This window comes from Haloarcula quadrata (assembly GCF_003634715.1).
GTDB lineage: Archaea > Halobacteriota > Halobacteria > Halobacteriales > Haloarculaceae > Haloarcula > Haloarcula marismortui.
This window is the reverse complement of sequence record NZ_RBWW01000001.1, coordinates 835,516-852,639: the sequence shown is the minus strand read 5'-3', so window position 1 is coordinate 852,639 and position 17,124 is coordinate 835,516. Positions and strand designations below refer to the sequence as shown.

The following is a 17,124-nucleotide window of genomic DNA, read 5'->3' as shown; positions in this document are numbered from 1 at the left end:
ATGGACGACCAGTATTTAGACGCATTCATCCGTGAAAGTGAAGAAGCGATTACCGAACTCAATAACTCACTGCTCGAACTCGAGTCTGACCCCTCCAACACGGAGGCGATGGACTCGATCTTCCGGACAGCCCACACGCTGAAGGGCAACTTCGGAGCGATGGGCTTTGACAACGCAGCAGACCTCGCGCACGCGATGGAGGACCTTCTCGACGAGATGCGCCAAGGCGAGATGGAGGTCACGCCGGACCTGATGGACCTTGTCTTTGCCGGCGTCGACCAGATAGAAGTTATCGTCGGGGAGATCGAGGAGCACGGCGAATCGGGGACAGAGACCGACGAGATGGTCGAAGAGCTCCGGGCCGTCCTCGAAGAGGGGGCCGCCGCCGCGGGTGGCACCGAAACGACAGACGACGGCTCGTCGGACAGCGACGAGTCGCTCACCACGGATGCGGGCGTCAGCGATGCCGACATCGACGGCGATGCCGTCGACGAGCGGGTCCTGCAGGCCGAAATCAGTGTCGGAGAGTCGGATATGCTCGGCGTTGACTCGATGCTGGCCGTCGAGTCCATCGAGGGGCGGTTCGACATTCTCGATTCGAGTCCGAGCCGTGCCGATATCGAGGACGGCGAGTTCGAGGACGCGTTCGTCCTGTATCTCGACGGCCCCGACGCGGCGACTGTCGACGCCGAACTGGGAACGACTGGGAAGGTCGACAGCTTCGACGTAACGGACGTGACCGACGAACTGGTCAGCGGCACAGGCACCGACTCCGATGCTGCCGACGATAGCGAGGCGGGCTCGGATTCGGGTTCGGACCCCGACCCAGAGGCTGAGGAAGAACACAGCGTCGACGAAATCAAGTCCGTCCGCGTCGACGTGGACCAGCTCGATGACCTTCACGGGCTCGTCGAGCAACTGGTCACGAGCCGAATCAAGCTCCGGCGTGGCGTCGAGAAAGACGACCTCGACTCCACCGGCGAGACGCTGAACGAACTGGACAAGATCACGGCGAATCTCCAGAACACAGTGATGGATATGCGGCTCATCCCGTTGAAGAAAGTCGTCGGGAAGTTCCCGCGGCTCGTCCGGGACCTCGCACGCGAACTCGACAAGGACATCGAGTTTGAAATCGAGGGCGAGGACATCGAACTCGACCGAACCATCCTCACCGAGATTTCGGACCCGCTGATGCACATCCTGCGGAATTCAGTCGACCACGGCATCGAGTCGCCCGAAGAGCGCGAACAGGCGGGCAAGTCACGCACCGGCCACATTACGCTCCGGGCCTCCCGCGAGCGCGACCACGTTATCATCGAAGTCGAAGACGACGGGGCCGGGCTTGACGTGGATGGCATCAGAGAGAAGGCCATCGAGAAAGGCGTCCGCTCGCCAGAGGAACTGGACGCGATGGACGACTCCGCGGTGTATGACCTCGTGTTCCATCCCGGCTTCTCGACGGCCGACGAAGTGACCGACACCAGCGGGCGCGGCGTCGGAATGGACGTCGTCCACGACACGGTCTCCCAGCTCGACGGGTCGGTCAGCGTCGACTCCGAACCGGGTGAGGGAACGACTGTCTCACTGCGCCTCCCGGTGACGATGGCGATCGTCAAGGTGCTGTTCGTCAAGGTCGGCGGCGAGGAGTACGGCGTCCCAATCAAGAACGTCGACGAGATTACCGGGACGGAAGAGGCAAAGCAGGTCAACGGTCAGGAAGTCATCAAGCACAACGACGAGATCTACCCGGTCATCCACTTGGATGACACCTTCGACATCGAGGGCGAGACAGCCAACGGCGACGGGATGCTCGTCCGCATCCGCGAGTCTGAGCGCCAGGTCGCACTCCACTGTGACTCGGTCAACAGCCAGGAAGAGGTCGTCGTCAAGCCCCTGGAGGGTATCCTCTCGGGAACACCCGGCCTCTCGGGCACGGCCGTCCTCGGCGACGGGAACATCGTCCACATCCTCGACGTGGTGACGCTATGAACAAAGGCAGCGAGCGGACTTTCAACGACCTTGTAGAGTTCATCGGCGAAGAGATGGACTTCGAGTCGGGCTTTTACAACGACTCGTATCTCGACCGCCGCATCACCGCGCGGATGCGTCGGACCGACACCGAGGACTACCAGACCTACCAGCGACTGCTGGAACGCGACAACGGCGAGCGTGAGGAACTGCTCGATTCGCTGTCGATCAACGTCACCAGCTTCTTCCGGAATCCGGAGGCGTGGGAGCGACTCCGGCCGGTCCTCCGAGAACTCACGGAGAACAACCGTCGCGTCAGGCTCTGGTCGGCCCCGAGTGCCGACGGCCGCGAGCCGTATTCGGCGGCGATGCTGGCACTCGACGACCCCGAGATCGATGCCCGTCGGGTCGAGATCACGGCGACAGACATCAACGCCGACATCCTCGAAGAGGCCCGCAAGGGGACCTACGCGACCTCCCAGACGACCGACATCGCCGATGAACTGGAACCGCTGGACGATTACACGAAATACATCGAGCAGGACGGCGACACGTTTCAGGTTCGGGACCAGGTCAAAGAGATGGTCACGTTCGAGCAACACGACCTCATCCGAGGCGACCCCAAGCGCGATTTCGATCTGGTGTTCTGCCGGAACCTCCTCATCTACATCGACTCGGAGTTCAAGGTCCCCATCTTCGAGACGATCCGCGGGTCACTCCGTGAGGGCGGCTATCTCATGATCGGCATGACTGAGACGCTGCCCGCGGAGTGCCGGGATTCCTTCGAAGCGGTCGACAAACGACACCGCATCTACCGGCGTGTGTAGCGACCAATGAGCCTCTACGAACTGGAACGGGACGGCAATGCACAGGAACTCATCCGCCTCCTCAGGGAGAGCGACAACGAGCGGGTCAAGACTCGTGCCGCGGAGCTACTGGGGAACTTCGAGGACCACGACGACCGGCGCGACGTGGTCAACGCGCTCGTGAACGCGGCACAGAGCGATAGCGACGCGATCACCGGGGCGGCTATCGACTCGCTTGACGAACTCGGTGACGACGCGATCACACAGCTCATCGGGAGTATGGCCGGCGTCGACCTCGAAGACGACGCCGCCGACTGGGTGAAGGCGAAGGCGTATATGCAGGTGCTCGACGCCGACGTGCCGGAACTTCGGATGGCAGCAGCAAACGGCCTCGGGAATCTGGACCAGGCCGACGCGGTCCCGAAGCTCGCAGAGCGCTTCGAGGACGCCGACCCGCGAGTGCGGGCGCGAGCGGCCCGGTCGGCCGGAAAGATCGGCGACTCGCGGGCAACGACGCCGCTGGAGTCCGTCCTGTCGGACCCAAAAGCTGGCGTCAGGCGCGAGGCGGCGGATGCGCTGGGGAATATCGGGAATCGACAGGCGCTTCAGGCGCTGTTGCCGCTGTACGAGGACGACGACGAGCGAGTCCGGCGCATCGCCGTCGGGGCGTTCGGGAACTTCGGCAACGACCGGCCGGTCGATTATCTCATCGAAGCCCTCTCGGACGACTCCGCCGCCGTCCGCCGGACGGCCGTCTACTCGCTCATCGAACTTCTATCGAACGTCCCGACTGACCAGAGCCACGAGATACGGGACACCGTCGTCGAGAAGCTCTCGAACACGGACGACCGGAGCGTCGTCGTGCCGCTGGTCGAAATTCTCGAAGAGAGCACGCAGGCCGCCCAGCGGCGCAACACCGCCTGGATGCTCGGCCGGGTCACCAGCCAAGAAGAGCGTGACCGCGTCATCGAATCGCTGGTCGACGCGCTCGGCGACGACGACCAGATGCTCCGGCAGTTCGCCGCCACCAGTCTCGCTGAACTCGGTGACGACGACAACATGGTGGAGAGACGACTGCTCAAAATCGTGCAAGACGACGGCGTCGACCCCGATATCCGCGGACAGGCTATCTTCACCCTCGGGAAGGTCGGCAGCGAGCGGTCCCGAAAGACGCTGGATAAACTCATCGACGAGACCGAACACGACGTGGTCAGGAAGAAGGCCTTCTCGGCCATCTCGAAGCTCGGTGGCCGCGGATGAGTCAGCCGAGTGGATTAAGACGTGGCGGGGCGTACACGAGAGCGATAGCTGGCTAACCGATGAGCGACGGAGAACACGCACTGGTCGATACGAAGGGGAAGTTCGTTCAGGTCGTCTCGGACGGGCGGAAGCGAAACGACATCGAGTGGCTACCCGGTCGGATTTTGCTCTCGAACAAGCGGCTCGTCCTTGCGACCAACGACGGCAAGCGGACCATCCCGCTGTCGAAGGTCAGCAGCGTCACGGCCAGCCAGATGAACCAGCCACTCGCACAGGTGGACAGCTACATCAAGGTGCAGGCCGGCCGGAACGTGACGCTCATCTCGGCAAAGAAAGCCGATGAGTTTCAGGAGAAACTGTACAGCACGCTACTCGACCAGACTGTCGTCCTCGTCAACCACCCCGCAGTCAAGGGTGGCGTTGTTCAGGACGGCGGCTGGGAGAAGGGGCGGCTCAAGCTCGACGGCGACTGCATCAATCTGGCCATCGCCAGCGGCACGTTCGTCGAACTGGACATCGACGACGTGGGGACCGTCGAGGCCAAGGAGAAGACGATCCGCGGCGACGAGCGACCACTGCTAGAGGTCGAACACACCATCGAGGGCACCAGCGTCGAAACCCACATCTCGGGGACGCCCCGACACGTCTCGCTCATCGAGGGGCTCGTCCGACAAGGCGAGCAGCGCAACATCGCCGACGACGTGGACCTCTCAAATAAGGAGACGCAGGTCCTGATGGCGCTGTACTCCGGCATCTCGCCGTTCAAGATCCCGGAGTTCGTCGATATGGAGATCGAGGAAGTCGAGGACGTGTACGACCGGTTGATGGAGTCCGATATCCTCGAACCGGTCCGGACACGCCGGGAGGTCCAACTGGAGGCCCGCGGCCGCTCGATCGCAAGCGACGCAATGGCTGACCAGTAGCGGCGATGACACCCTGAATGAGCGTGGTTTTGGAAACAGTGTACCACAAGACGGACATACGTTCAGTTTGTCATAGATTGTCATGGACGGGCCCGACAGCCACCGGATATCGGTACTGCATGTCGACGACGAACCGGGGCTCGCGGAGACAACAGCCGAATTTCTCCGACAGCAGAGCGACGGTTTCAGCGTCGAGACGGCGACCAGTACCAGCGAGGGGCTCAAGCGTCTTACCGAAGCGCCGTTTGACTGTATCGTCTCGGACTACGACATGGCAGACATGGACGGAATCGAATTTCTCAGGGCCGTCCGGGCGGAGTATCCGGACCTGCCGTTCGTTCTGTTCACTGGGCTCAATTGAATCCGGCGAATTTCGGCGTTTCAGCGTTCAATTGCCTGCTCCACGTTGTAAACGCCGGCTATGAGCGTTATCTCCCGGAACTGGCGGAACCAGTCACGCGCTCGGACGGCGGAGCCGTGCGAGCGCTTGATTGAGGAGTTGACGGACTCGGTCTGTGATCGCTGACCATAGAGCTCGTCGTCTATTCGGGCGTTGTGTGCGTGATCGTAAGGAGCGAAAACACGGTGCTTTATCAGCGGACGAATCCCGGCGTTTCGAAGCTCCTCACGGAAGCTCATGTCATCATAGCCTTTGTCAGCGGCCAAGCTTCGAAGGTCGCCCGCGTTCCGCAGGGCGACCTTCGGGCCGATCTTGGTTTCGTCAGGCGTATGTGTTTACCCTGTGGATTCAACGACCGGTACAGCGCGAGCTCGTGAGATCATCTCGTTGTCCCGAACGACTCGCTTGAGTTCCTCATAGGGATTGCGTCCCTGCTGGCTCCACGTTGCCAGCAGGGAGAAGAGGGTTTCGTGGACGAACATTCCGCGGTCGTTCCGGAGTGTCCCGATGATTTTCCGAAGAACGACTGGTTCACGTAGCGCGTTTTCCGCAGCGTTGTTCGTCGGCGAGACCGCTGGCTCACCGACGAAGGTGAGCCAGTGGTCGAGGCCTCCTTCGATCTTCCCGAGTAGTGTTGCCACTGGTCCGTCGGGGACCGACCGCTCAATCAACGATTCGAGTTCTCTCCGCGCGACACGCTGTAATTCTGCCCGCTCGCGCAGTGTCAAGTCGCTCTCCAGCTGAGTCTGGAGAGCGGCATACAACTGTGTGAGCGCTCGGTAGATCGGTTCGCCTTCTTCCTGCTGTTCGGCAGCATCCTCGGCCTCCCGGAGAATGTGCGCCCAACACCGCTGGAGTTTCTTGCTGAAAGCTGGGTACGCTGTCCACCCGTCACAGATAATCGTTCCTGCGAAGTCCTCCCCGAGGACTTCCGCAGGAACATCGTGGCCACGACTTTCCCGGACGGCGTACAGCGTGTGCTTGTCCGTTCGGAACGTCCAGAGCCACGCTTGGTCTCCGTCGCGCTTGATTCCCGTTTCATCAACGTTGACCACGTCGGCCTGTTGAATCTGTCTACGTATCTGCTCGTACTCCGAGCGACCGGCGCGCGCTGCGCGCTCGGTCGCATGCCACGCGGACGCGCCCGAAAGGTCCAATCCGTGGAGTTGGTTGAAACGATCAGCGATCTTTCGGTAGGGAAGCCGGTGATCGTACCGGGAAAGAGCCGCCTGCGCGATGACGTTCACCCCGAACTGCCCCTCATCGGGGCAGTCGGGGTGTGATGCCACCGTCTCGGTTCCGCACGAGTCGCACTCGTAGTAATGGCGGTTGTACTGGGTAGCTTCCACAGGCTGCGGATCAGGAATCTCTTCGACGAGTCGCGGGCTGACGCCCTCCGACTCATCGAACTGCTCACCACAGTCAGGGCAACAGTCACACGTGACTTCGACCTCCTCATCTGGATCGGGTGCAGACCGCCACTCGGGATTATGGCCGGATTTTCGACCCGGTGTCCCGCCGTCAGTACGAGGTTCTTCGTCGTCCTCGTCGGATGAAGACGAGGACGACTCCTCAGAGTCAGATTGTTTCTGACTGGAGGGGGTGTGCGGTCCTTCGTGCCAGCGAAGTTTGGCTCTGAGCCGCTTGTTCTCTTCGCGGAGGTGTTGATTCTCCTGTTCAAGCTTCTCAACACGATTTTTGAGCGCAAGAAGTTCCTCACGCGAAACCTCAACGCTGTCATCTGAGGAAGTCACGCGACTGCACTCCCCAAAGCAGACGACACGGGATGGTCTCTGTCAGAGAGACCATCCCTCACAATCGCCTTTGTCGCCTGCATTGACCTACTGGCAGGTCAGGGGCAATCTACGAGAGAGTACCGAAATCGTTCTGGGGGTAAACCGATGCCGTCAGGCCACTTCGTGCTGCAGTGTAAGTCAAGAATTGCTCCCTCAGCTGTATCTACGAGAAACGTCGTCTGGATCGTTTTGACGGAACGATCAATCCGTCGCAAGTAGTGAGACGATGCCTGCTGACGGTCGAAGTAGGTGGCATCAATTGCGGCGTGACCATTCTGGTCCAGCAGCTCCGCCGACCGGCGGAGCAGCTGTCGCCAGACAGTCATCGATGCCCGTTTGAACGCCTTACACAGCGTCGAAGGCGCGGGAAACTCCCCGCGTTGAAGATTCAATACCGCTCGAACACGTTCCATCTCTTCGGCCCAGTCGATGATTTCCTCGTACTCCGCGCTCATGTGTTCGCGCAGATAGAGCAAGACTGCGTGCTTCCAGCCGGCAAACCCGTTGCCGGCTGGATCACTCAGTTCCATCAGCGCAGCGTCAGTAAGCTTTTGAGCGAGCGAAGCCACTTGCTTCACGAAGCGGAAGAGGGTGTTGTGCATAACATTACTCTCCCGCTTCATACCCGTGATTCTAACGACCTATCCCGGCGCCGTCTGTGGATTCAATTGAGCCGTTCACTGGGAAGGGAAGCGAGGAAGTCGCCAGTGAAGCGGTTTCGGCGGGTGTAAGCGACTACCTCCAGAAGCGGGGCGGGACCGAGCGATACACGCTGCTCGCGAACCGTATCACGAACCTCGTCACACAACACCGTGCGGAAGAGCGCCTCAAGACACGGGTCCAGCAGCAAGAAGCCGTCGCTGACCTCGGCCAGTACGCGCTGACAGGATGTGGCCTCGATGCGTTGTTCGAACGGGCTGTCGAGTCCGTAGCAGCAGGCCTCAATACGGAGTACAGCAAGGTGCTTGAGTACCGGCCGGCCGACAACAAGTTCCTGTTGCGTGCTGGTGTCGGCTGGCAGTCGGGGCTGGTCGGCGAGGCAGCAGTCGGGGCCGGCGAGGAATCACAGGCCGGATACACGCTCCAGACCGAAGAGCCGGTCGTCGTTGAAGACCTCCGGACGGAATCGCGGTTCAGCGGTCCGTCGCTGTTACTGGACCACGGTGTCGTGAGTGGTATCAGTGTCATCATCGGAACAACCACCGAGCCGTGGGGCGTGCTCGGGGCGCATACGAGTGAGCGGCGCCCCTTTACCGAGGACGACATCACGTTTGTCAGAGGCGTCGCAAACACCCTCACAAATGCCATCGAGCGGGAACAGCTCGAAGGAACCCTCCGGCAGGCAGAGCAACGGTACAAGACCCTGCTGGAGAACTTCCCTAGCGGCGGCGTATTCCTGTTTGATGACGACCTTCGATACCTTGTCGCTCGCGGTGAGGGGCTCAGCGCGTTCGGTCTCACGCCGGCCGACGTGGAAGGGAAGACCCTCACAGAAGTGTTTCCGCCTGCGGTTGTCGAGAGACAGAAGCCGAAGTACCGCGCCGCACTTGACGGTGAAACACAGGTCTGGACACAGGAGTATGAGGGCAGGCAGTACCGGCTGTCAACGCTGCCAGTGACGGGTAGCAGCGACAAACAGCTCGGCATGGTTGTCTCAATGGATATCACCGGCCTGTCCGCGAGCGTGTGACGGTCGGTCCGACTCCAGTGAGCGGGACGGTTCGACGCGTTTTTGAATCGCGGTTGATTGAGAACAGGTATGGCAGAATTCACGGTCGCTGTCTCCGACCCGGAGGACGGCCACACCTACCAGATTGACGTTGACGGACAGGACGCAAACCGCTTCATCGGCCGCGAGCTCGGCGACGAGGTCGACGGCGGCGCTGTTGGCCTCGATGGCTACTCGCTTGAACTGACCGGCGGCTCGGACACTTCGGGTCGACCGATGCGACCTGATGTTCGCGGCGTCACGACGAAAGAAATCATGTCCGACGGCGGCGTCGGCTTCGAGCCGACCACCGACGGCGAGCGCAAGCGGATCACCGTCCGCGGCCGCGAGGTCAGCGACGACACGCGCCAGATCAACGCAAAAATTACGGCCCGCGGCAGCGACGATGTGGCCGACCTCCTCGGCGACGACGAGTAAGTCACGTGTCGGACCGCGTTCCCAGTGACCACGAAACCGTCGAGACGCATCGCGTTCCCGTCGAGTCGGTCGGTCGAACTGACCGACCACGGGTCGTGCTCCCGGAAGAACTGGCTTTCGACGACGGTGACACCATCCGCCTCGCACTTGACGGCGACCGGTACCACGCCGTCGTCGAGACGAATCTTGACGGCGAGCCGGTACTCTCACACGTTGCCGACAACCGCCGACTGGCCCGCGAACGGGACGGGACAAATCGCCTCGCAGAGTGGGTCGCCGATAGCGATGTCTCACTTGGCGGCTCAGCGCATCTCGACGTGGTCACTGACGGAACGGAGTACGGCCTCCGAACGCCGGGCAAGCGCGTCGTCTATACCGCGACCGACGGACCGGACTCCTCGCTGTCAGATATCGCTCGAAATCTCGACAACTGACGCCGTTGGCCGCTGTTCTCCTGAATAGATCCGATTTTTGCTGTTGATACTCGCGCGAAACGCTCAATATCAGTGCTGCTGTACTTCGGGTAACGGACGAATGTCGGAATCAGTGATCGCGGATTTCGTCGGCAAATTCAACTCCGAAGTGGCCGGTCGGGGCGACCCTATCAGAGGTCGGGTCGTCCTCTCCCAGAAGCGGCTGGTACTGGCCGCAAGCGAGGACGACAAGCTGACGATTCCACTGGATTCGATTTTCGACATCGCCGTCGGGCAGGTCCCGCCCGATCTGGGCGATTTCTTCGACTCGACAGTGACGATTGCCTTCGAGCACAGGGGAAAGCGACTCGTCGCAGCCATCGAAGCCGGCGACGAGAAAATAGAGAAGTTCGGGACGGTACTGTTCAAGGCCATCATCAATGGGACCGAGACAACGGTCAAAGAGCGCGCCCGTGTCGGTGGTCGCGTCACGGAGGAGTCGTTCAAGACCGCGAAGCTGTTTCTCACGCCCGGTAACGTCGAGTTCCGACGCAGCGACGGGTCGTTCAACGTCGACCTGAAGACAGTGTCGGACTTCGACCGGAACACGCGGGAGATTAACGGGAAGGGCCGGCCAGTGCTGACAGTCCGGCACATGAAAGACGGGACGGCCATGACGACGCTGGCTGCGATGGCATCGAACCGCAAGATGTCCATCCTCGGGCGCTATCTCCGCCGTGAGTACGCCGAGCTCATGGAGGAGATCGAAGACGTCGACCTCACGAAGGACAAAAAGGAGGTGCTGGTCGCAATGTACTCGACCGGCGACATGGACGGAATGCCGCTTGCGAGCATTCTCGGGAAGGACTCCTCGCAGGTGTCGATGATTCTCCAAGATCTCGCCGCTGACGGGCTCGTACAGGACGGCTCCGACGGGCCGACGCTCACGCCGACTGGGAAGGTCGTCGCCAGCCGTCACCTGGAAGATGTGAACGCCTGACAGGCGACTGCCTCCGTCGTCTTACTCCTCGGCTCCGACAATCGTGCTGATTCTGGCGTTTTCTTTGAGCTTCAGCCCCGCGCCGCCGACCGACAGTGGCACGCGCGGGAGTGCGTCGACGTGCAGCGTCGGGTGAGTCGCCCCACGTTCGAGCAGTGCCGTCCGCGCCTGGAGCGTCACCGTCGCCTCGCCGGTCAGCGACTCGTTGTACTCGACAAGGTACTGGCCGCCTCGCAGCGTCCACCACTCGTAATCGTCGTCCGGGTTCCGCTTTTCGCTTGCGTGAGGCACCACTTCAGCCGCATCAAGCTCACCGCCGCCGAAGTCGATTCGTCCCGGTTCGACGACTTCATACACCGCAGCGACGGTGAGGTCGAACCCCGGGCTGTCGGTCTGGGTCGGTTCGTGGACGATATCCGTGACGTACTCGCCGAAGTCTGTCATATGCGACTGTATTCGGCGAGTGTGCCTAAAAGTGAGGCTGAGACGGGATAGTGACTTGCAGGAGGAACGCGGCACTTTTGCCCGGCGAGTGACTCCCTCTCTGCATGACCAAACACACGGAGTTTCTGGCGGGCGAGCGGCCTGAAGACGTGCTCTTCTTCCTGCACGAGGACGCCGTCTCGAACCCGGGCGCACTGGCTGAGTACGCTGACGAAGTCGAGGACGGGCACATCCTCGTCCTGCCGGGTGACGACGGCCGAAGTGCGTTCCAGTCGGCGACGGGCATCGACCCGATGGGGCTGGCTCAAGAGGCGATGGGCACGGAGGGCGACATTCACGACGACCTGACCGACGCGGTCTGTCCGGTCGCCGAGGAAGAACCGGAGAGCAACCACACGACCCGGTTTGTCTTCGCCTTCGCCGAAGAACAGAACGAGGACGTGGGCGGCCTCTACGCTGAGGGCGACGTGGTCCACGCCTACGCGGTGTGTGCCTGCGGGGAACGGTACAGCGACAAGTGGGTCGTCGGGGAGTAACTTACAGCAGGAACGGTTCAGCCAGTCGGACGAGCAGTGCCTTCACCAGGCCCGTAACGGGGCTGCCGTCGTGCGCATATGAAATCCCGACCTCGTCGCGGGTGATGCCGTGACGGAGGTGTTGGACGCCGTCGACGAGGAACCAGCAGCCGAGGAGCGCTCCCGAGACGACGACCCACGTCGGGCCGGCGGCCGCGACCGTGTACGCCACGAACCCGAACACGAGGAGGCCAAACACTACGTGGTCGGCGTAGTCGCCGACAGCGACCTGAGCGGCGTCGGCAGCGAGCCAGACACAGAAGGCCATCGCCGCCACGGCCGCGGCGTACCGTATCGAGCCGTCGAGGACCAGCAGCGTCGCGCCGACAGCGACAGCGCTACTGAGACGCTGTCGGACGGCTGTCTCGCGCCAGATTCGAGTATGGAGGGACTCGGGCATCACCCAGAAGTGACGACTGAGGGGCAAATCAACGTTGCGTCGGGCGACGATACACCGCCCACTTCACTCGCGAGTCCACCTATCGGTCGGTATCGACACCTTCCTCTTCTTCCTCAGGCAACCGCCGGAAGGCGTCGACGATGGCCTGTTTCGCAACGGCCCCTTGCGTCGTCCAGTGGTGGGCGTAATCCATCATGTCGTCGTAGATGTCGGGCTTGCAGCCCGCGGCTTTCGGGTGGCCGCCACCGTTGACCTGCTGGGCGACCTCGTGGGCACGCTCGAAGCTGTCCGTCCCACGAATGGAGGCGGAGCCAGCGGGCTTGACGATGACGGCGGCGTCCGCGCCCTGCTCGCGGAGGGCTTCGGCGACCTCGTTCTGCGAACAGCGGCCGTAGGTGACGCCAACTGTCCACTCGCCTACATCGCGGAGTTCGGCCCGGTCGACGGCCTTCTCGATGAGTGCCTCCTTCTCGACGCGCTTCTCGTCAAGGAACTCATGGAACTCCGGGGAGAGGTCGGGGCCGTGGTCCCGAACTGCCTCGATGTACTCCTCTGGCTCGCTCCAGTACGAGAGGTCTGCGAGGTCGTCGCTTCGGGGGTCGTCACGGATCCAGAGGTCGTGGTCGCGGGTGACGGCGGCGAGGTCGGCCCACTGCTCGTCGAAGTCGTAGTCGAGTTCCGAGAGCGCCACGTCGGCGGTACATACCTCCTCAGAGTCGCCGACAGTGCGTTCGACACCGGACGCGTCCACGTCGGCGGCGAGGTCGTCGGGCCACTGGTGGTGGTCGAACCAGACGACCCGCTCGGCGGTGTCGACCAGTGAATCGAGCGGGGCGATGTCGGACTCGCGGTCGGGACAGAGGTCACAGATGAAGACGGTCGCGTCGGGGTCGGCGTACTCGGCGGTCCATTCGAGCGCCTCCGTGAGTTCATGCGGGCCGGCGGGCAGCAGCGCGCCTTCGCCGTGAGCTTCACGAATCAGCGCGGTACAGGCCAGTCCGTCAGCGTCCGGGTCGGCGATAACAATGACGCCAGCGTCGGTCAGCGTCTCTGCGGCTTCGGCTTCGGCTTGCTCTTCTTCGTAGGAATCCGGAATAAAAAACCCCTCACCGGGGAGTACAGATTTGCGGCCGATAGAGAGGCGGTCGTCGTCGATGAGCCAATCGTCCATGCCACAGCAAGCGGGTGGGGCGTCAAGAAGCCGTCGGGTTCCGTTACACGCCCTCGCGCTCGGGGTTTGGTTCGCCTTCGAGCTGGCGGACCGTCAGCACCGGCATGGGAGCCTCCCGGACGAGTTCCTCGGCGACACTGCCCAGCAGATAGCCGTGTTCGCCGTGGCGGCCACGGGTCCCGCTGACGATGACATCGGCGTCGTGTTCCATTGCGTACGTGCAGATTTCGTCGGCCGGGTCGCCCTCCCGAACAGCAGTAACGAGTTCCTCGTCTGCCTCGGCGTCGGCGGCCTCCAGAATGAACGAGAGGGCGCGGCCGCCAGTGGTCGCCAGCGCGCGCTCCAGCGCCTCGCGAACCTCTTCGGGAGTCGTCTCAACCTCGCCGGTGTCGACGACGTACAGCCCGTGGACAGTTGCGTCGAAGCGTGCTGCCAGGTCCAGCGCCGCCTCGACGGCCCGCTCTGCGCTGCCGGAGCCGTCCGTGGCGATGACCACCGTATCGAACATACACCACGCATCGAAGCCGCGACTAAATACACTGTTGGTCACGGCGAGGGACTCGCCGTATGACACGACGTTACCGGCTCGAACCCCGGTGGATTTTTGCCGACCGGGGTCACAGTGGCGAGTGATGGATATCGACCTCGTACTCGCGCCGGTCGACGGCAGCGACCAGTCGGAACGAGCGGCCGAGTACGCGATCGCCGTTGCGGAGCGGTATGACGCCGACCTCCACCTGCTGTTCGTCATCGATGAACGACTTCACCAGGATATCGATAGCGGCGACGTGAGCGCGACCGCGATCGCCGAGGAGCACCAGGCGTTCACCGAGAGCATCCGAGACCGGTTCCGCGACGCACACGACGGCGTGTTCGAAACGTCGTCCGCGACCGCGTTCTCAGAGACACGACTCATGCAGACGCCGGGCAGCGTCGTCCTCGACGTGGCGGAGGACCTCGATTCGGATTTCATCGTCGTCCCACGCGAGGAAGGAAGCGAAGAGGCCGTCGGGCGCGCGGCGATCTACGTCATCGAATACGCTAGCCAGCCGGTCCTCACCGTTTAGATTCGGATCGCCATCTCTATTTCGAAGCTCTCGGCGCTACTGATCTCGAACCCGACCTTCTCGTACAGCGAGATCGCCGGGTCGTTCCACCGCTCGACGGTGAGCCAGACGTGGTCGATGCCTTTACTCTGTCCCTGACCCAGCAGCGTCTCGACCAGCGCTGTCCCGATACCAGCACCCTGGTAGGCCTGTAACACGAAGATAGCGAGTTCGTGCTCGTCCTCGTTGTCCGGGACCAGCGTCGCGTGGCCGGCGACAGTGTCGTCGTGTTTGGCAACGACGTTGACACAGTCGCCGTCGAGGATCGTGTCGAGCCACTCGCGGATAGCTTCCTCTTTGACCGGTGGGATGCCTTGCGCCCGGTCGGCGGGGTCGAAGTCGAGGTACATCTCGACGAGGCTCTCCGTATCGGCGTCGTCCGCAGGGATGACGTCGATGGAGCGGTCCTCGCGGTCGGTGATCGTCCGCGGTGGCTGTGGGAACTCTTCGGCGGGTTCGTCTGGGTAGGTTCGAGTCATCGGATGAGAGTCACCGGCGTCTGTGCGTTCAGCAGGACGAACTCGACAATGGGGCCGAGCTGTATCTTTCCGAGCGGCGAGCGGCCGCCGCCGCCGAGGACGATTCTATCGAACCCTTCGCTCTCAGCGATGTTCACCAGCTCACTTCCCGGTGAGGTGCCTTCGACACGGCGAAGCGGGGGTTCGAGCCCGCTTTCGTCGATACGCTCCTGTATCCGTTGCTGGACCGCTTCGAGGTCGGCGTCGTTGTCTTCGTTGTCGAAGACAGCGACGGTCAGTTCGTCGCCTGTTTCCGCGACGCGGTCGAGTGTTTCGGTCAGTGCCTGGTAGGACAGTTCGCTGCCTCCGACACCGAGCAGTATTTTCATAGTCGGGCCATGCATGGGAGCGGTAAAAAAGCCACCCGGCTGAACTGTCGGGGAAAGACCATGACAGCGGGGCGGCGGCGATACCCTTTTTCACCGCGGGCACGCATGCTCGGCTATGACTGAGGGCGCACCGCCGGACGAGACGGATGTCGAGGCGGCAGACGACGGTTCGGCCGGCCACCAGCCGGACGACCCGGCGGCCGCGGATGACGGGGCCGACGAGGCCGACGCCACGGACAACGGCCCTGCGGCCACTGAACAGACAGCACCGGCCGAGCCAACCAGCGGGACAGCGGTTTCTGAAGCCAGTGACGTTCCGTCCGACGTACAGAAGTACGACCGCTTCAAGAAAATCGAGGGCGGGACCTACGACCGCGCGAACGATTTCCTCCGGGACCGGACGTACATCACCGCCCGCGAGTGGGCCATCGCCCGCCTCTGTGCTGACTTCCGGACCGAAACTGGCGTCGAGATGACGAAAATCGGGGAGAACCTCCCAGAACTCGTCCCGTTCATGACGGACACGTACACGCCACAGGCGGTCAATCAGGCCCGCGCTGCCTTCGAGGACAAAGTCCGGAAGGCCGGCGCAACGTTCCTCTACGGCGCGATGTGTGACTTCTTCACCGCTGAGGACCTTGACGACGTGATGTACGAGGCCACCGAGGTCGCAAAATTCCTCCTCGAAGTCGAGGGCGTCGACCTCGCCGTCGAGGACGAGATGGAGGCCGAAGACCGGATCTCCTCGGTGATGCGGGAGGTCCGCGAGCAGTCGGCGGCGCTGCGACACGACGAGGTGTGTTGTCCGGAGTGTGGCAATGAATTCCAAGCTGACGAGTAGCCACGGCTGAGATGGACGACATCGACCCCGACGCCCAGCCGTCGATGTCGGTCCACGAAGCGACACAGAAAGTGCTACGGACCGACCTGGCCATCGGCATCGGCGGCGCGGTGCTTGGCTATGCTGAGGCAGGGACAGCCCTGTTCGACGTACTGCCGGTAGTTGTCGGGTTCGGTCTCCTGACGGGTATCGCAGTGGCTGTCGTCGAACACGACGCAGTCCCGGGCGTCTATCCGGAGGTCGCCGCACTGGCGTCGTTCGTCGTGCTTGCCGGGGCTGTTGCCGGCCTCGTAACGCTCTCCGATGCGCCGATAACACTCGTACTCGCGGCCGTCCTCTCGGGCTTCGGTGTCGGTGTCATCGGTAACCGGGTGCTCTATGGCATCGCCTTCGACGTGCCGGCGTACCGATTGACCCAGGTGCGTGAGCAGTCATAGTCACGCAGCTGGGGACCGGTCTTAGACTGGCGTTCAGTCAGGGAAGAACGGCTCAGGGTCCTCGTGAGTGACGGTAACTACCTCGTCGTCGCTGAGCGGTCGGATATGCGAGTACAGTCCGTGGTCGGCGGCGACCTGCGAGAGGTCCGCGCGCTCGGTCCGGTCGTAGTATAGCGGCACGAGCACGGCGAGGTCGTCGCCACATTCCAGCGCGACAAGCAGGAACACCATCCCGTCGTCGGTCGCCCGAAACACCTCGGAGCGGTCGACGGTGCGGTCTTCGAGCGCGTCGGCGACGCGCCGGAACTCATCGCCGGGAACCACGACATCAAAGCCGAGTCGCCGGGTTTCGGGCTCGTACTCGTCGGTCTGTTCGGCCATCGTCCGCGGCTCACCGGTCAGCACCGTCACGTCGCCGGGGTGGAGTTCGATAGCCTCGCGCCCGTCGTCTCGGTACTGTGTGGCCGTCGCAGCCATATCCTCGATGACCTGCTCCCAGTGACCGACAACACGGTCGAAGGGGTTAGATTCGGGGTCGGCAGGGTCGTTCATACGTCGAGTGTGGCGGCGGCCGGGATAAATTGTTGGTGG

The 17,124-nt window shown here is 62.5% G+C and carries 20 protein-coding genes and 3 pseudogenes; 13 read left to right on the top strand and 10 right to left on the bottom strand.

Going from position 1 to position 17,124, the window contains the following annotated elements:
- The 5 genes from cheA (at position 1) to BDK61_RS04430 (ending at position 5,318) form a co-directional block, all read left to right on the top strand.
- Positions 1-1,989: a chemotaxis protein CheA gene (cheA, locus tag BDK61_RS04450; RefSeq protein WP_121302409.1), complete on the top strand. Its 1,989-nt coding sequence runs from the start codon at positions 1-3 to the stop codon at positions 1,987-1,989.
- Entirely contained in the window at positions 1,986-2,795 is an 810-nt protein-coding gene (locus tag BDK61_RS04445) for a CheR family methyltransferase (protein ID WP_004958756.1), read from the top strand. Before cheA ends, BDK61_RS04445 begins: the two co-directional genes overlap by 4 nt.
- A 6-nt stretch (positions 2,796-2,801) precedes the next feature.
- A complete protein-coding gene (locus BDK61_RS04440; RefSeq protein ID WP_011224084.1) occupies positions 2,802-4,034 on the top strand; it encodes a HEAT repeat domain-containing protein in 1,233 nt (410 codons plus the stop codon).
- A 59-nt stretch (positions 4,035-4,093) separates the two neighbouring features.
- Complete coding sequence (locus BDK61_RS04435) at positions 4,094-4,957, top strand: CheF family chemotaxis protein (RefSeq protein ID WP_121302408.1); 864 nt, start codon at positions 4,094-4,096, stop codon at positions 4,955-4,957.
- A gap of 82 nt (positions 4,958-5,039) precedes the next feature.
- Positions 5,040-5,318, top strand: coding sequence for a response regulator (locus BDK61_RS04430; protein ID WP_244209685.1), 279 nt, complete (start codon positions 5,040-5,042; stop codon positions 5,316-5,318).
- 20 nt (positions 5,319-5,338) lie between these two features.
- On the opposite strand, the pseudogene BDK61_RS04425 reads toward BDK61_RS04430, so the two are convergent.
- From BDK61_RS04425 to BDK61_RS04415, 3 pseudogenes are all read right to left on the bottom strand, one after another.
- A pseudogene (locus BDK61_RS04425) lies at positions 5,339-5,677 on the bottom strand (transposase); the annotation flags it as partial.
- A 15-nt stretch (positions 5,678-5,692) separates the two neighbouring features.
- Positions 5,693-7,166 (bottom strand): annotated as a pseudogene (gene tnpC / locus BDK61_RS04420) (IS66 family transposase).
- A gap of 76 nt (positions 7,167-7,242) precedes the next feature.
- Positions 7,243-7,776: pseudogene (locus BDK61_RS04415) on the bottom strand (IS5/IS1182 family transposase); the annotation flags it as partial.
- Between the two features lie 35 nt (positions 7,777-7,811).
- Between BDK61_RS04415 and BDK61_RS04410 the strand changes: the two are divergent.
- The 4 genes from BDK61_RS04410 (at position 7,812) to BDK61_RS04395 (ending at position 10,712) form a co-directional block, all read left to right on the top strand.
- Positions 7,812-8,843, top strand: a complete 1,032-nt coding sequence (locus BDK61_RS04410) for a GAF domain-containing protein (protein WP_244209683.1) — start codon at positions 7,812-7,814, stop codon at positions 8,841-8,843.
- A gap of 69 nt (positions 8,844-8,912) precedes the next feature.
- Positions 8,913-9,299, top strand: a complete 387-nt coding sequence (locus BDK61_RS04405; RefSeq protein ID WP_121302407.1) for a 30S ribosomal protein S6e — start codon at positions 8,913-8,915, stop codon at positions 9,297-9,299.
- 5 nt (positions 9,300-9,304) lie between these two features.
- A complete protein-coding gene (locus tag BDK61_RS04400) occupies positions 9,305-9,733 on the top strand; it encodes a DUF7112 family protein (RefSeq protein ID WP_049938971.1) in 429 nt (142 codons plus the stop codon).
- Positions 9,734-9,833: 100 nt separating this feature from the next.
- Positions 9,834-10,712, top strand: a complete 879-nt coding sequence (locus BDK61_RS04395) for a CheF family chemotaxis protein (protein ID WP_011224086.1) — start codon at positions 9,834-9,836, stop codon at positions 10,710-10,712.
- Positions 10,713-10,733: 21 nt separating this feature from the next.
- Here BDK61_RS04395 and BDK61_RS04390 read toward each other — a convergent pair whose 3' ends face one another.
- Positions 10,734-11,156: a dCTP deaminase/dUTPase family protein gene (locus BDK61_RS04390; RefSeq protein ID WP_004958777.1), complete on the bottom strand. Its 423-nt coding sequence runs from the start codon at positions 11,154-11,156 to the stop codon at positions 10,734-10,736.
- A 104-nt stretch (positions 11,157-11,260) separates the two neighbouring features.
- Here BDK61_RS04390 and BDK61_RS04385 point away from each other — a divergent pair, with 104 nt between their 5' ends.
- Positions 11,261-11,692, top strand: a complete 432-nt coding sequence (locus tag BDK61_RS04385; RefSeq protein WP_004958780.1) for a DUF5807 family protein — start codon at positions 11,261-11,263, stop codon at positions 11,690-11,692.
- A gap of 1 nt (position 11,693) precedes the next feature.
- Here BDK61_RS04385 and BDK61_RS04380 read toward each other — a convergent pair whose 3' ends face one another.
- The 3 genes from BDK61_RS04380 to BDK61_RS04370 form a co-directional block, all read right to left on the bottom strand.
- A complete protein-coding gene (locus BDK61_RS04380; protein WP_121302406.1) occupies positions 11,694-12,131 on the bottom strand; it encodes a hypothetical protein in 438 nt (145 codons plus the stop codon).
- Between the two features lie 79 nt (positions 12,132-12,210).
- Positions 12,211-13,302 carry a DHH family phosphoesterase gene (locus BDK61_RS04375; RefSeq protein ID WP_121302405.1) on the bottom strand — a complete coding sequence of 364 codons (1,092 nt, stop codon included), beginning with the start codon at positions 13,300-13,302 and terminating at the stop codon, positions 12,211-12,213.
- A gap of 43 nt (positions 13,303-13,345) precedes the next feature.
- Complete coding sequence (locus BDK61_RS04370) at positions 13,346-13,810, bottom strand: universal stress protein (RefSeq protein ID WP_004958790.1); 465 nt, start codon at positions 13,808-13,810, stop codon at positions 13,346-13,348.
- A gap of 124 nt (positions 13,811-13,934) precedes the next feature.
- Between BDK61_RS04370 and BDK61_RS04365 the strand changes: the two genes are divergently transcribed.
- Positions 13,935-14,369, top strand: a complete 435-nt coding sequence (locus BDK61_RS04365) for a universal stress protein (RefSeq protein ID WP_007189327.1) — start codon at positions 13,935-13,937, stop codon at positions 14,367-14,369.
- On the opposite strand, the gene BDK61_RS04360 is transcribed toward BDK61_RS04365, so the two are convergent.
- Together BDK61_RS04360 and BDK61_RS04355 are read right to left on the bottom strand one after the other, a co-directional pair.
- The gene (locus tag BDK61_RS04360) at positions 14,366-14,887 is read right to left on the bottom strand and encodes a GNAT family N-acetyltransferase (RefSeq protein ID WP_004958795.1); all 522 of its coding nucleotides are present in this window, start codon (positions 14,885-14,887) and stop codon (positions 14,366-14,368) included. The two genes, BDK61_RS04365 and BDK61_RS04360, sit on opposite strands and share 4 nt — an antisense overlap.
- Positions 14,884-15,255, bottom strand: a complete 372-nt coding sequence (locus BDK61_RS04355) for a universal stress protein (protein WP_004958797.1) — start codon at positions 15,253-15,255, stop codon at positions 14,884-14,886. Before BDK61_RS04355 ends, BDK61_RS04360 begins: the two co-directional genes overlap by 4 nt.
- Positions 15,256-15,370: 115 nt before the next feature.
- Between BDK61_RS04355 and BDK61_RS04350 the strand changes: the two genes are divergently transcribed.
- Together BDK61_RS04350 and BDK61_RS04345 are read left to right on the top strand one after the other, a co-directional pair.
- On the top strand, positions 15,371-16,096 hold the full coding sequence (locus tag BDK61_RS04350; protein WP_007189328.1) for a DUF5806 family protein: 726 nt from the start codon (positions 15,371-15,373) through the stop codon (positions 16,094-16,096).
- Between the two features lie 11 nt (positions 16,097-16,107).
- Positions 16,108-16,533, top strand: a complete 426-nt coding sequence (locus BDK61_RS04345; RefSeq protein ID WP_004958803.1) for a hypothetical protein — start codon at positions 16,108-16,110, stop codon at positions 16,531-16,533.
- A gap of 33 nt (positions 16,534-16,566) precedes the next feature.
- On the opposite strand, the gene BDK61_RS04340 is transcribed toward BDK61_RS04345, so the two are convergent.
- Complete coding sequence (locus BDK61_RS04340) at positions 16,567-17,085, bottom strand: DUF7529 family protein (protein ID WP_121302404.1); 519 nt, start codon at positions 17,083-17,085, stop codon at positions 16,567-16,569.
- Positions 17,086-17,124: the final 39 nt, after the last annotated feature.